The organism is Micromonospora sp. NPDC000207 (assembly GCF_040300925.1).
In the GTDB taxonomy this organism is placed as follows: domain Bacteria; phylum Actinomycetota; class Actinomycetes; order Mycobacteriales; family Micromonosporaceae; genus Micromonospora.
In genome coordinates this window covers 24,265-38,232 of the sequence record NZ_JBEPEQ010000018.1, presented here as the reverse complement: position 1 = coordinate 38,232, position 13,968 = coordinate 24,265, and the positions used below count along the sequence as shown (strand labels likewise).

At 69.8% G+C, this 13,968-nt stretch carries 10 protein-coding genes; 6 read left to right on the top strand and 4 right to left on the bottom strand.

The window, feature by feature from the left end; all coding sequences use genetic code 11:
- Complete coding sequence (locus ABT336_RS06920) at nucleotides 1-804, bottom strand: alpha/beta fold hydrolase (RefSeq protein ID WP_350895574.1); 804 nt, start codon at nucleotides 802-804, stop codon at nucleotides 1-3.
- A 73-nt stretch (nucleotides 805-877) separates the two neighbouring features.
- On the opposite strand from ABT336_RS06920, the gene ABT336_RS06915 reads away from it, so the two are divergent.
- The 5 genes from ABT336_RS06915 (at nucleotide 878) to ABT336_RS06895 (ending at nucleotide 4,279) form a co-directional block, all read left to right on the top strand.
- A complete protein-coding gene (locus tag ABT336_RS06915) occupies nucleotides 878-1,591 on the top strand; it encodes a winged helix-turn-helix transcriptional regulator (protein ID WP_350895573.1) in 714 nt (237 codons plus the stop codon).
- Between the two features lie 123 nt (nucleotides 1,592-1,714).
- On the top strand, nucleotides 1,715-2,128 hold the full coding sequence (locus tag ABT336_RS27485) for an AbfB domain-containing protein (RefSeq protein ID WP_502891124.1): 414 nt from the start codon (nucleotides 1,715-1,717) through the stop codon (nucleotides 2,126-2,128).
- Between the two features lie 387 nt (nucleotides 2,129-2,515).
- The gene (locus ABT336_RS06905; RefSeq protein ID WP_350895572.1) at nucleotides 2,516-2,812 is read left to right on the top strand and encodes a DUF1540 domain-containing protein; all 297 of its coding nucleotides are present in this window, start codon (nucleotides 2,516-2,518) and stop codon (nucleotides 2,810-2,812) included.
- A 109-nt stretch (nucleotides 2,813-2,921) separates the two neighbouring features.
- A complete protein-coding gene (locus ABT336_RS06900) occupies nucleotides 2,922-3,704 on the top strand; it encodes a DUF2470 domain-containing protein (protein ID WP_350895571.1) in 783 nt (260 codons plus the stop codon).
- 206 nt (nucleotides 3,705-3,910) lie between these two features.
- Complete coding sequence (locus ABT336_RS06895) at nucleotides 3,911-4,279, top strand: histone-like nucleoid-structuring protein Lsr2 (protein WP_350895570.1); 369 nt, start codon at nucleotides 3,911-3,913, stop codon at nucleotides 4,277-4,279.
- A 37-nt stretch (nucleotides 4,280-4,316) separates the two neighbouring features.
- On the opposite strand, the gene ABT336_RS06890 is transcribed toward ABT336_RS06895, so the two are convergent.
- From ABT336_RS06890 to ABT336_RS06880, 3 genes are all read right to left on the bottom strand, one after another.
- Nucleotides 4,317-5,102 carry a DUF6357 family protein gene (locus ABT336_RS06890; protein WP_350895569.1) on the bottom strand — a complete coding sequence of 262 codons (786 nt, stop codon included), beginning with the start codon at nucleotides 5,100-5,102 and terminating at the stop codon, nucleotides 4,317-4,319.
- A 54-nt stretch (nucleotides 5,103-5,156) separates the two neighbouring features.
- On the bottom strand, nucleotides 5,157-5,771 hold the full coding sequence (locus tag ABT336_RS06885; RefSeq protein WP_350895568.1) for a hypothetical protein: 615 nt from the start codon (nucleotides 5,769-5,771) through the stop codon (nucleotides 5,157-5,159).
- A 534-nt stretch (nucleotides 5,772-6,305) separates the two neighbouring features.
- Nucleotides 6,306-6,569, bottom strand: coding sequence for a YciI family protein (locus ABT336_RS06880; RefSeq protein ID WP_350895567.1), 264 nt, complete (start codon nucleotides 6,567-6,569; stop codon nucleotides 6,306-6,308).
- Nucleotides 6,570-6,940: 371 nt separating this feature from the next.
- Here ABT336_RS06880 and ABT336_RS06875 point away from each other — a divergent pair, with 371 nt between their 5' ends.
- Nucleotides 6,941-13,885 (top strand): LamG-like jellyroll fold domain-containing protein, encoded by a 6,945-nt coding sequence (locus tag ABT336_RS06875; protein ID WP_350895566.1) that lies wholly within the window; start codon nucleotides 6,941-6,943, stop codon nucleotides 13,883-13,885.
- Nucleotides 13,886-13,968 lie beyond the last annotated feature (83 nt).

Genomic DNA, 13,968 nt, shown 5'->3' with positions numbered 1-13,968 from the left:
TCAGCCCGCGAAGAACGTGCCGAGGATGGGACCGAGCACAGCCGGATCGGCGACGTGGCCTGCGACCTCGACGGTGTCCCGTCGGGCGTCGGGCAGTGCGGCGGCGGCAGCGTCCGCCGCCGCGCCGAAGAAGTCGACGGGCAGCCCGGCCATCTGCGGGTCGACAGCGATGCCGGTGGTCAGGAGCACCGGCTGCCGCACTCTCGCAAGCCGGTGTGCGGGCGGTGGGCCGTCGCCGAGGCAGGCCGCGTCGTAGCGCAGCGTCGGTGCCAGCGCACGCAGCGCGGGCCACACCGGGGCGGCCTGCGCGCCCGCGACGTCCTGCTCGGACGACCCGGCGAGCAGCATGAACAGCCTGAGCGCCTGGTCGCGGTCGCCGGCGTCGAGCACCTCGTCCAGTTCGCGCCGGTACGTCTGCCAGGCGGCGACCATCGCCTCGTCCACCTGGTACGGCACCTCGTGGACGGCGATCCGGTCGACGGGAAGTCCTGCGGCGGCCGCCTCCAGCGCGAGTGCCCCTCCGGTCGACGCGCCGAACAGGTGTGCTCGCCCTCCGGCGGCGTCGACGACCGCTGCAAGGTCTTCGATCTCTCGTTCGACGGCGTAGGGCTGACCGTCGTCGCTGTCGCCCCGGCCGCGGCGCCGGTAGTTCACGACGCCGAAGCTGCTCGCCAGGTGCTCCCCCAGCGGTCGGTTCTCCGTGCCGTCGTCCAGGCCGCCCCCGACGAGCACCAGCACAGGCCCCGCGTCGCTGAGCCGGTCGTAGCCGATCGACGTGCCGTCGGCCGAGTAGACGTGTGGCATCCCGTACCCCCTCGGTTGGATGCTGCTCCTAAAGTAGGAGTAACTGGTGTCGAATGCAAGGTATCATCTGGTCATGCGGAGCTACCGGGACCTGTGCGGCATCGCCAGGGCGCTCGACGTGGTCGGCGAACGCTGGGCGTTGCTGGTCGTACGCGAGCTGCTGTTCGGCCCCAAGCGGTTCGCGGACCTGCACCGAGGGCTGCCCGGCATGAGCCAGAACGTGCTGACCCAGCGCCTACGCGACCTCGAGGACTCCGGTGTGCTGGTGCGGCGTCGCGCCCTGCCCCCGACGTCCGGGCTGGTCTACGAGCTCACCGACCACGGTCGGGCACTCGAACCGGTCCTGCTGGCGCTGGGTCGCTGGGGCAGCCCACTGTCACCCCGCCCGGACTCGGCCGGGGAACTCAGCCCGGACGCGCTGATCGTGGCGCTGCGCACCACCTTCGACCCCGCCGCGATGGGGTCCGGACGCGGCACCGTCGCCCTCCGGCTGCCCGGCGACGCCTTCCTGCTCACCGTCGGCGACGGCGGACTGGAGGCGGTCCGCGGCGACGCACCCGCCGACGCCGTCCTGACCTGCGCCACGCGCACCGTGCAGGACCTCGTGTTCGACCGGCTGGATCTTGACGACGCCTGCCGGAACGACGTCGCGAGCGCCGAGGGCGACCTGCGGCTGCTGCGCCGGCTCCTGGCCGCCTTCGACGACCACCGCGAACCCGTGGTCGAGGCCGCTCGACATCTCCCGGCGGAAGGACCACCAGGTCGAGGGGCCGAGAAACGCCGGTGACCGCCGGCCGCGTTCGGCTGTGCACGTTCGTGGATGAACGGGTGCGATCTGTGGCGTACCAACCCCACATCGGTTACCAAGAAATTACCGACGTGTGAACCGTCGCCGTACCGGAGGTGCACAGTGCGATCCCGCAGACGGCTCCTGTCCCTCGCGACGGCGCTCGCCATGACGGCCACGGCGGTCCTGGCAGCGGTCACCGGTGACGTCCGACCCGCCGTGGCGGCACCGGTCACCGTCACCAACGGCACCCAGTTCACCGACACCGACGGCAACGCCCTGCACGCCCAAGGCGGGGGCGTCCTCAAGGTCGGCTCCTACTACTACTGGTTCGGCGAGAACCGCCACCCGGACAACAGGTTCCGGGCGGACGCCACCTTCCGTCAGGTGGCCAGACTGGCCGACCCGTCGTGGTCGTCGTTCCAGTCCTACAACTTCCCCGACCGGTACGTCAGGCACGACAACTACGTGTTGCGGATCGACCCGATCAGCACCGACACCGGCCGCTCCGACGCCACCTTCCGCCGGACGTCGTAGTACCGCGAGGACAGCCGCTCGAAGACCGCCGTGTCTCCGCTGGTGGCAGGCCGAGGCGGGGCGGCGCCTCGGCCGGAGGGCATACTATCGGCCACCGGCGGTTCGTGCAGGGGTTGTTCCAATTCCGCGGCGAGGTGAATGGCCAGGGCAGGCTAGCCTTACCTAAAAGCCTTGAATTAGCGTAGCCTCAGCTTTCTTCGGACTCCGTGGATCGATTGTCGAGGAACCATTCCGCAAGTGCTGCAGACCGCCCGTGAGCAGCAACGATGCCCACGGTGACGACCGGCTGCCAACTCGCGCAAATATGCTTCGAGAGCCCGTCGACTTGCTAGCCTCGTCTTGGTTATGTGAGTCTGGATCAGCACTACGGCAATGGACGGAGGAATGATGAAGACGCTTTTGCAGATGCCTGCGGTACGCGAGTGTGCCGCTGTCTCGTGCAGCTTCAACGACGGTGGCTGTCATGCACCGGCCGTGACCGTCGCGGCGGCCGGTGAGGCCGCGTCCTGCGCGACGTTCGTCGAGTCGTCGGTCCGTGGAGGCATCGCGGACATCACCGGCACCGTCGGTGCCTGCGCCCGCACCGACTGCTCGTACAACACCAACCTCGCCTGCAAGGCCCCGTCCGTCCAGGTCGGGTCGGGCGCCACAGTCAGCGACTGCCTGACCTACCAACCGGCCTGACCAGGGCGGACCTGTCACCGGCCTTCTTCCACCGCACTCTTGAATGAGGTAAGGCTTACCTACTAAGGTGAGCTCGCGCCTTGGTCAGCTGCGGTGGAAGGAGGCCGGTGTGGCATTGGATGCCGAGCAGTCGTCCCTCCTGGCCGACGTCGGGCAGGCAGCCGACGCGGTCAGGGTCCGATCCGTCCTCACCGTCGCCACCTCGCTGCGACTACGGGTCGCCGACACCGACACCGACCTGATGGACGCCCACGCCACGCTGCCCGACGGCACCGTCGTCGTCGCCGCCGACGCGATGACCCCCCTCGGCGGGCTGCTGGTCGCCGCTCGGGGCGCAGACGGCGCGGTCCAGCTCGACGTCACCGATCTGGTGCCGGTCCCGGTACGCGCCCGGGTGCGGGCGTGGATGACCCTGACCGGAAGAGTCGACCGCTTCGACCCCGAGACCCTCGACACGTGCGACCACGACGCCGTCGTCGCGTTGCTCGGCCTGCCGCCCGTGGCCCTCTGGGCGATCCGGCCCGACACCGTCCGCATTCGACGACACGAGGCCACCGTCCAGGTCCCGATCGCGGCCTACCACGCCGCCCGCCCCGACCCGGTCGCCGCCGTCGAGGCCGCCCACCTGGCACGCCTGATCCGGAACCATCCCCGCCTGCACCGCCGGATCGCCGCGACGGTCGACTCCGACCTGATCGTGAGCGGCACCCGTGTCGTACCCGTGGCCCTCGACGCCGAGGGTCTCACCATCCGGGCGGAGACCGGCCACCGACACCACGACGTCCGCCTCCCCTTCGCGGGCCGGGTGACCGACGAGGCCACCCTCGACCGTGAACTGCACCGCCTGGCGGCCGACGACGGCCCCTCCCGACACCCTGGGGAACAGGCGTAGCCGCCCTTCACCGGTCACATCTGCCGCCCACCCGACGGAAATTGGTCCGCACCCGTCGACCGACGATTTTCGTCACAGTGTCCCGGTCGGTGGTGGAAGCGCGGACGGCCATTGTTCGCGAGCAATTTTTTCGACCTCGATATGTGTCGCGGTTCGGGTGACGGCTATTGTGCTGGTGAACCGATCGCGCCGAGAGGAACAACGACATGGCCAAGCAGATCATTCAGCGACTCATCGACGACCTGGACGGCGGAGAAGCCGAGGAGACCGTCAGGTTCGCCCTCGACGGCGTCCAGTACGAGATCGACCTGTCGGCGGCCAACGCCCGGAAACTCCGGGACGCCTTCGCCACCTACACCGCCCACGGCACCAAGGTCGGGCGAGGCGGCATCGTCAACGGACGGCCGACTCGCGGCGCAGGGTCCGCTGGAGGTGACCGGGGCCGTGTCGCCACCGACCGGGAACAGAACAAGGCCATCCGGGACTGGGCCAAGAAGGCCGGCAAGGACATCTCCGACCGGGGTCGCATTCCGCAGGAGGTCGTCGACGAGTACCACGCCAAGGCCGGCCGCTGAGAACATCGGTTCGTAGGTCGCCTTCACCGACGACCCGTCACCCGATTAACGCCGTCTGCGCCTTGCAAAGGGCGTCACGGCGTCGGTCGCACCGATGCGCAGAAAGAAGAGCGGAACGCATTCGTTCCGGGACTATCCGACGACGGGCCCGCTCGAACTCGGCGACATCCGACATCCAGGGACCGTACGGTTCGAGTGCGGCGCAGCCACCCCGGACGCAGGCGGTCACCACGTTCCGGTGCCCGCCGATCCCGTCGACCAGGCTGTACTCGACCAGGTACTGCGGATCCGACCCGGCCTCCCCGGGTCGCACCGTCGTGATCCGGGCCACGGAGTCCGCGTAGAAGTGCAGCTGGATCCCCTCGCCCATCTCCCCGTCCTCGATGGTGAACACCTCGTTGTCCCCGGCGGAGCGGTCGGCGACGAACTCCCAGAACTCGGCGGATGCGGTGCGAGAACCCTCCCGTACCCACTTCTTCTCGCCGCCCTTGTCGTCGGTGAACGACAGGGCCGTCTTCCTCGCACCCTCACCGAGGCGGCCGTGGTCGTCGGCCGCCTCCTCGTCGTCCTCCACCGGGGTGCTCCGGGAGCGGTCCGCAGCCTCCGAGCACATCAGGAAGCTCACCGTCCGCACCGCGTCGTCGACGAGTCCGGGGTACGCGCGACGCACTGCCGCCTCGACGGTCGCCGCCATCCGATCCCAGTCACGCCTGTCGGTGGCCCCGGATTCCGGCGGCGTGCCGTGAACGCGGGCCTGGGCGTAGGCGGGCGATACCCGTACCGACGCGAGGTCAGGCTGCGGTGTCCAGCCCAGCGCCTTCATGAACTCCGCGCGGGTGGGCCGAGTCCGGGTCGTAGGACTCGTTCCACCCGCACGTCAGTCGGGGTGACGCTCGCCGCCCGCGTCGTTCAGGCCGTCGACGAGCAACTCCGCCTCGTCCGACGAGACGGCCAACGTGGTACTGAGCAGTTCGACCGCTTGCTCCCGCTGTCCGGCTTCCACGAGTGCCGCGATCCGGAGCCAGGCGAAAGCGTCGGCCATCGCGTCGTTCTTCCCCCCGGGCACCGACTGCCACCCGTCCGGCGGAGCAGTGCCGTCCTGGGCAGGCCGGTCTCCCGCCGCGACGTCCGGAGATGCCGTGCCGGGTGACGCCGCGTCCACAGCAGGCGCGTCAGAGGCGGGCGCGTCAGAGGCGGGCGCGTCAGAAGTGGCTTCAGCAGGGGCGGTAGTGGTTTCGGCGGGAGCACGGGAGGCTGCCTCGTGAATTCGGCCGTTGGCGACCTGGGTGGCGGCGTCCCGCAGGCGGGTGTCCGCCTCCGGAGACGCAGCGGCGGCCGCCCGCGCCTCCAGCTCCCGTACCTGGGCGCCCAACAGATCCTGGCGGCCGCTGCGCCGACGCAGGATCACCGTGATCACTGCGATGAGCGAGACCGCGACGACGAAACCCACAATCAGTTCCAGCAGGCTCGCGTCGGTACCACCGGGGCTCATGAGGTCGGGCGGCCTCGACCGCGAGGGTGCCCGCCGGCCGGAACGGGGTACGCGACGGCTGGCAACGCCACTACCTCGATCGCTCCGGTCTCCCACCACATGCGGGGCATCGTAGTGCGCGATCCTGCCGAAGAGTCACCTACCCGGGAGGCGGGTCGGCCCACTCCTCGTCCAGGACCCGCCCGTCGGTGGCCTCGACGGCGGTCGCGTACACCCTCCAGCACCCAGCGGAAAACCTTTGAGTCCTCGGCCGCGACCGCCGCGTCCGCCGCCATCGTCTCGGAGATCCGGGGGGCGACCTGGCACTCATGCTGCGCGTACGGCATCCGCCCGACAGCACCGGCGGCTGGCTCGGGATCAGCCCGGAAATGGCGATGCGCTGGAAACCGCTGCTGCCGGACAACCGCAAACATGATCATGCCAGTGAAGAGCGTCGCCGAGCTGACCGACGCGACGAGTGCGGGTCCCACGGCAATGCCCCGTGCGCGTCGGCAGCTGGGCCAGCTCGTCGCTGAGCGACACGGTCTTCTCGCCTCATCTGCCCGGCGAGCGCTCGATCGGCCAGACCTCCACGACGCCGTCGGCGACCGCGCACGGGGTGTCCGCTACCAACGCGATGGCATCATCGATGCTGTCCGCCTCGATCACCATGAAGCCCGCCACCGGTAGGTCCGAGCGCAGGTAGGCACCCTCATCGCGCCGGACGCCTCGCCCTCCAGGATTTCGCACCTGCACGGGCTGAACTGCTCGGCCGATCCGTACACCGTCCCTGTCCAGCTTCTCGTCGTGCGCGTGCACCTCTCCCAGGTGACATGAACCTCGACAGACCCGGGAAACATTTCGACTCCAGTCGATAGAAAGACTTCTGCGCATTCTGGTTAACTCCATGCAGTCGACCGGTGCCGCAAACCTGACACGCCGACCGGGTATATCGATCTCCGTCGGTGTATACCGTGAGTCGACCCCGTGGAACCGCCCAGCAGACTCCAGGACGACTTCCACCTGACCCGGGAAACGGTCACACACCCTCACCTGACCCACGTTCTGCGCGAAACCGCAGGCGGGGCGGCTCGGGTTGCCGCGGTTCCCGAAAGGACAGGGTCGAAAGGAAACACTGCGCCGCTTTCCCCTGAGCCTCGTTCATCACCCCTCGGATCGGGAGGTCGAGAGTGCCAAACAGCAATCTGGTCAGGGTGTACACCGACAGGAACTACGTGCACACCACGATGGTGCGTCACCAGGGAACCACTGTGGCGTTCGCGATGGACGAGAACCGGCGCATCTACTACAACGTGCTGAACCTCGACCTGGGTAGCCGAACTCGGGGCGAGATCGACAGTTCGTACTGGAGCGACAACCCGCCCGCGTTGACGTTCCCGGGTGAAATCACCGAGGTCGGGTTCGGTGGCGGCGAGACCGTCCGGGTGCCGGCGGTACGGCTCGGCGGCCGGGCCGAGGCGGACGCCGACACCCAACTACAGCCCGAAGACCTGGACCCGTTCCTGTCCACGACCGCCCGGCTGGGCGCCCGGGCACCGTTCCAGGTCGTCTCCGACGGCAGATACCTGCTGTTGTTCCGCCAGTCGACCGACGAGACGCACCCCGACGCGCTGTTCCGGTTGACCAGCGGCAACGCCTCCGGGGACCCGAACCGCACCGACTACTCCCAGGTGGGCGGCGTCAAGGTGCCGCTGGTGACCCGTACCCTCCTGTGCGACAGGTTCGTGCAGACCGGTGCCACGGTCAAACCGGTGCTGGAGGTCCGCTACCGGCGCAGCCGGAGCAAGACCTCCCCCGCCTCCACCGGCGACACCCTCGGCACCAGGGACCTCGACGGCAACCCCTTCCACGAGCCCACCCGCCAGTTGTCGTTCGTCCGCAACGTCACCGACGGGGAATTCACTGTGCTCCAGCTACCCACCCAGGTCAACGACGTGTCCCGGTGGCAGCTGTTCAGCGTCAACTCGACGACCGGCCGCCTCGACGGGTACAACGTCGAACGGGCCGACGACGGGCTGTTCAACCTGACGGGCACCCAGTTCTACACCAGCCCCGACCCGAGGTACGCCGCCTCGGTCCTCGAACGCGAACCCGGTGTGGACCCGTTCACCAAGAAGCCACTGGTACCCGTCCCGTTGCCGACCGACCGGGCGGGGACCGCCCTGCGCCTCGACGGCAAGGACGACCACCTCGACCTCGGCGACGCGCCGAACGCGCGGCTGCAGAGCGCGTACACGGTGGAGGCGTGGGTCAACCCGACCACCGCCGGTGGGGTGATCGTGGCCGCCGGAGACGGGACACAGGCAGGATCCTTCACCCTGCGGATCACCCCCGCCAGGGCCCTGGTGTTGACCCATCCCGGCACCGGCAACACCGTCACCTCACCGGACACGGTGCTGCCGACCGGCCGATTCGCCCACGTCGCGGCGGTCTTCACCGGCGGCACCGGCGCCAGAGGCAGGTTGTACGTCGACGGCGTCGAGGTCGCCGACGCCGCGCTGTCGTTCACGCCCTCCCCCACCGGGGTGACGACGTACGTGGGCGCCCGCCGGTCGGGGACCGACGCGGCCGAGTTCCTCCACGGCGACGTCGACGAGGTACGCATCTGGAACCGGGCCCGGCCCGCCACCGACCTGGCCCGCGACCACCGCCGCCGCCTCTGCGGGGTCGAACCGGGCCTCGTGGCCTACTACCGCTTCGACGAGGGCGCGGGAACCAGCATCGCCGACCACACCGACAACGGATTCACCGGTACCGTCCGGGGCGGTGCGGCCTGGGTGACCTCGGGCGCGCCGGTCGGCGACAGCCCCGGACTGTCCCGGGAGACCTTCGCGATCACGGGCCGGTCCCTCATCTGCGGAGTGGCCGCGACGCTGTACTTCCAGCAGGAGGAGATCACCGCCGGCTACACCGACCAGCCGAGCCCGGCGAAACGGCAAGCCCGGGTCCTCCTGGCGTTTCCCACTGTCGACGCCTCCACCCCGGCCGGCAACCCGCTGCTCACGACCCTCGACCTCGCACTCGCCGCCGACGGCCGGCTCGCGCAGGTACCCCGGTCGGTCGCGCTGTCCACAATCGGTCGCCCCGACCCCACCAAGGACATGGACGTGCTCAGCACGGCCCAGAACGCGGTCACGGCCGCACAGGCGAAACTCGTCGCGGACCAGCATGCCCTTGACCAGGCAGACCAGGCCGTACGGGACACGAACCCGGGATACCAGTACTGGAACAACAGGTACTGGGCCTTCGTGAACTCCGGCTACTGCTACGACGAGGGTTGGTTCGTCTGGCCGCACGACCGATCGGGTCGGGCGAGCAGTCTGCTGGGGTCGCTGGGCTCGGCCGCCTCGGTCTACAACGCGGCCGTCAGCTCCCAGGACGACGCGAAGGCGCAACTGGCCCGGGACCAGACCCTGCTGGCGGACCGGCAGGCCGCGCTGGCCGCACTCAGCGGAGGCATGCAGGGCAGCAACGACGTCACGGTGGCGATGCCGACGGTCGCCGTCGACGACACCGGACTGAGCATCTTCGGCGCCGTGCTGGCCTTCGCCTGGAGCCGGACCACACCGGTCCTGCTCGACAGTGCGACCGGTGAGGTGGTGCTGTACTTCCGTGGTGTCGACGGGCAGTTCTTCTCCGTCTACTACGACGTCACGGCCTCCCGCGCCACCAAGCAGTTCACGCTCGGCTCCGGCCGGCTCAAACTGACCAGCCGGGACACCGGGGTCGCCCTGTCCGAACTGGGTGTCACGGTCTCGGCCGGCCCGGACGCCGACCGCTGCACGGTGGTGGTCACCCGCACCGCCGACAACACCGTCCGCACCGAGACGTTCAACGCGGTACCACGACGCGCGGACCACCTCGCTGCCGTCCTCAACGGCACCCCGGTCGGTGACCTCCTCGGCAAGGTGGCCTCGGTCCAGGGCAGCACCGTGACACTCACCGCGTCGCTGCCCGCAGCACTCGCCGCCGGCACCAAGGTCAGTGTTGCCGGCTCCGTCCACCAGGTCCGCGACTCCGTACCCGCCGTCTCCAGCTTCACCCTGACCACGGCCCCGGCCGCCGCACCGCCCGGCACCGAGGTCCGCACCGTCGTCTACGACTACGCCTCGGCCACGTCCAGCCGCCCCGGCACCCGACTGACCCGTGGATCCCTGATCGTCGCTGCCGACGCCGGTACGGTCACCACCGCCGTACCAGACGGCACCGCCGCCGACGTCGAGGCGGGCCGGGGCAACCGATGGCAGGGCCACGCCCCCGGCCGGGCGTTCGCCTTCGACGGCACCAAACGGCTCACCCTCCCGGCAGCCCGACGTGCCCGAGCGACGACGACCGGCGACCTCACCCTGGAAGCCTGGGCCAACCCGGGCTTCGCCGGGACGCAGAGCCGCATCCTGCACGCCCACCTGCCCGGCACCCCCACCACCCGGTACGCCCTCGGCGTGTCCGGCGCGCCCTACCTGTCGGCGCTGGAGTTCAACGGAAGCGGCGACCACCTCGACTGCGGCACCGGCATCGACCTGACCGGCACCTCCTTCACCGTCGAGTTCTGGGCCAAACGCCTGGCCAACGGCCGCTGGGACCTCATCGCCGGCCTCGGCGCCACCGGCGCGACGGACCAGAGCCTGCACATCGGATTCCGCCCCGGCAACGCCTTCACCATGGCCTTCTTCGCCGACGACCTGGACGCTCCGACCTCCTACAGCGACCAGAACTGGCACCACTGGGCGTGTGTGTACGACCGGGAGGGCACCAACCGCGACCAGATCATCTACCGCGACGGCGAGGAGGTCGCCCGACGTACGGCGAACGGGCACTTCACCGGCACCGGTCGACTCGTCCTCGGCCAAGGCCCCGTCGGGGCCGAGAAGGCCTACGTCCAACTGGACGAGGTGCGGGTCTGGCGTCGGGCCCGTACCGGACAGGAACTGAAGGCGGACAAGGACCGCCGGCTCACCGGCCGGGAGTCCGACCTGCTCGGCTACTGGAGCTTCCCCGGCCGCCGGACCACCGACCTGAGCGGGCGGCGCAACGACGCCACGATCGGCGGGAACCCCCGAGTCGTCGCCTCCCCCTTCCCCGGCTACCGGATCCTCGCCGGGATGGGCGACCAGTTCGTACGCAGCCGGGACGTCTACCCGACGGGCCAGTGGGGTCACCTCGCGGCGGCCTTCGAGCAGGACTGGGCACTACGCTTCGACGGCGCCGCGTGGCTGGACACCGGCCGGGCCGACGCCCTCGACGTCACCGGCGACCTGACGATCGAGGTCGCACTCCGCCTCGACACGCTGGGCCACACCCACGGACTCGTCGGAAAGGGTGGGCTGGCCGACGGTGCCGGCGGCACCGTGCCGTACGCCCTCTGGGTGCAGCCCGACGGGGCGCTGGCGTTCAGCTACGAGAACACCGCGAGCACCCAACCCGGCACCGCCGTCTCCACGACGAGACTCCAGGCGACCACCTTCACCCGGGTCGCCGTCACCCGCAGAACCAACCAGGTCAACCCCAACGCGCAGGACATCGTGTTCTACGTCAACGGCGCACACGCCGGCAGCGCCACCCTCACCGGCCCCACCCCGACCGGCAACGACGGGCTCCTCGACCTCGGCCGCCACCGCATCGGCCAGACCGGCTACGGACTGCGCGGCGTCCTCACCGAGGTCCGACTCTGGAACGTCGCCCGGGAGGCGACGAAGATCGACGCGACGGTCACCGAGAACACCCCCGGCCTGGTCGCCCAGTGGACGTTCCCCGAGCGTGCCGGGAACACCACAGCCGACGTCGCCGGCACCCACACCGGCAGGCTGCACGGAGTGAGCTGGGTCAGGACACCAGACCCGGCCGGAAACCGGTTCCGGCTCTACTGCAACGGCGACGCGACCCCCGCCGACCCGATCCCCGCCACGGACACCGTCGTGACCACCGGCTACGGACCCGAACAGTTCACCGTAGGCGGTTGCACGACCACCGGCGACACCGTACGCGACGGCTTCGCCGGCACCCTCGACGAGATCCGGGTGTGGCAGACCGCCCGGACCGGCGAACAGATCCTCGACAACGTCTTCACCCGGCTGCGCGGCGAGTCCGAGGACCTGGTCTGCTACTTCCCGTTCGACGCCGCCTCCACCGTCGCCGGTGCCCCGGTCCTCGACGCCGGACCGCGCGGGAACGACCTCACCACCGCCACCGGCACCGAACCGGCCGTCGTGCTCTCCACGGCTCCCGTCTCCACCGACACCGCCGAGGTCCGCTCGGCGCTGACCGGCATCCGGACCGCCTTCCACGACCTGATCGGCGCGTCACCCGCGGTCGGCGAGTACGCCGACGTCCAACGCATCCCGCACCGGGGCGTGCGGGGGGTGATGAAGCGCTGCTACACCTACCAGCAGAGCGGGCGCTGGCACCTCGTCACCGGCTACAAGGTCGGCAGCCTGGTCAGCAAGTGGGTCGGTCAGGCCCAGTTCGACCCGCAACTCGTCGGCTACATCGAGGGGGCACCCCCGGTCCCCTCCGAGAACCTCGTCCGACGCCCGGGCACCGACGACTACGTCGACGCCGCCACCGTCGCCTTCGTCCAGGCCGACGAGGTCACCAACACGCTGTCCTCCAGCAAGGAGATCAGCATGGACGTCTCGGCGAAGATGAAGTTCTCCTGGGAGGTCTCCGCCGACGTCCTGAACATCACCGCCCCCCTGGGGATCGGCACCGCCCAGCCGATGATCAAACTCGCCAAGGAGGGGAACCTGGAGTTCGGCCTCGACTACTCCAACGGCTGGACCAGCGAGACCGAGGTGTCCGAGGGCCACAACACCACCCGCACCAGCACCGTCGCCCTCAGCGGCGCGTGGGAGGACCCCAACCGTCCACTCAACCCCGCCGCCGGTCAGCGGTGGATACCGGCCAACACCGGTTACGCGCTGGTCCAGTCCGAGACCGCCGACGTCTTCGCCCTGCGCCTCGAACACACCGGCGCCCTGGTGGCGTACCGGATGATGCCCAACCCCGACATCCCCCGGGACTGGAACATCATCGAGTTCCAGATCAACCCCCTGTACACCAAGCAGGGCACCCTCGACGGGCTCGTCGGCTACGGCCTGGCCGGCCCCTTCGCCGACCCCACCCACTACCCGACCGCCGGTGACGGTGCCGAGTACAGCTACTTCAAACCCCGCGAGGCGTACGCCCTCAAACGCCGCGTCGAGCGCCAGGCCCAGCAGTTGCAGAGCTACTACGACTCGGTGTCCACCGAGACCCATGCCCCCGACCGGACGGTCGAGAAGGCCCGGCAGGTCGCGAACAGGTCCTCGGCCCGCCGTAACCTGGCAAACACCTACGTCTGGACCGCCGGCGGCGGCTTCTTCGCCGAATCCACCGAGACCACCGACACTGTCACCGAGACCACCGGTGGCTCCTACTCGATCAAGGGCACCATCAGCGGCGGCGGCATGTTCGAGGTCAAGGGCGCAGCCGGTGGCATGAAGCTGGGCTTCGAGGCCAGCATCGGCGGCGGTTCCAGCGTCACCCGCACCAGGGCCAAGTCCGCCACGAAGACCTTCGGGCTGGAGGTCGCCTGCACCGGCGGACGGGACCTGCAGCGCTACACCGCCGACGGGAAACCCGTCTACGACCCCGCCACCAACCAGCCCGTCACCACCCCCGGCCGGGTCGACGCCTACCGGTTCATGACCTTCTACCTCGACGTCACCAAGGACAACTTCGAGGACTTCTACGGCAAGGTCGTCGACCCGATCTGGTTGGCCACCTCGCCCCAGGCCGCCGCCCTGCGCCAGGCCCACCAGGCCGACCAGAAGCCACCCTGCTGGCGGGTCTTCCACCGGGTCACCTTCGTCAGCCGTCTCCTCGACCCGGTGGCCGCCGCCCCCAACGCCCCGGCGTCCCTGGCCAAGGCGCTCCAACGCGAGGGTTTCAGCAGCATCTACGACCTGATCCAGACCCTCGAACCCGACATCAAGACCAGCCCCGCCAACCTGGCCAACATCGCCAACCTGACCACCGCCACCACCGAGACGCTCACCAAGAAGCTGTACCGGCTCACCCCGTACACCCAGGAGATCGTCGTGCACGTCGCCCGCTACCTCGGCATCGACAGGTAACCCCACGGTCCACCGGAGTTCCGACCGACCCGGAACCTGTGGCCCCGGCGCAACCATCCGTTGCGCCGGGGCCGAACCCGTCG

What these genes read in the sequence shown, in the direction of transcription:
- ABT336_RS06890 (WP_350895569.1), bottom strand. Translation starts at nt 5,102, where the DNA reads ATGAAGGCGCTGGGCTGGACACCGCAGCCTGACCTCGCGTCGGTACGG.
- ABT336_RS06885 (WP_350895568.1), bottom strand. Translation starts at nt 5,771, where the DNA reads ATGAGCCCCGGTGGTACCGACGCGAGCCTGCTGGAACTGATTGTGGGT.
- ABT336_RS06905 (WP_350895572.1), top strand. Translation starts at nt 2,516, where the DNA reads ATGAAGACGCTTTTGCAGATGCCTGCGGTACGCGAGTGTGCCGCTGTC.
- ABT336_RS06915 (WP_350895573.1), top strand. Translation starts at nt 878, where the DNA reads ATGCGGAGCTACCGGGACCTGTGCGGCATCGCCAGGGCGCTCGACGTG.
- ABT336_RS06895 (WP_350895570.1), top strand. Translation starts at nt 3,911, where the DNA reads ATGGCCAAGCAGATCATTCAGCGACTCATCGACGACCTGGACGGCGGA.
- ABT336_RS06920 (WP_350895574.1), bottom strand. Translation starts at nt 804, where the DNA reads ATGCCACACGTCTACTCGGCCGACGGCACGTCGATCGGCTACGACCGG.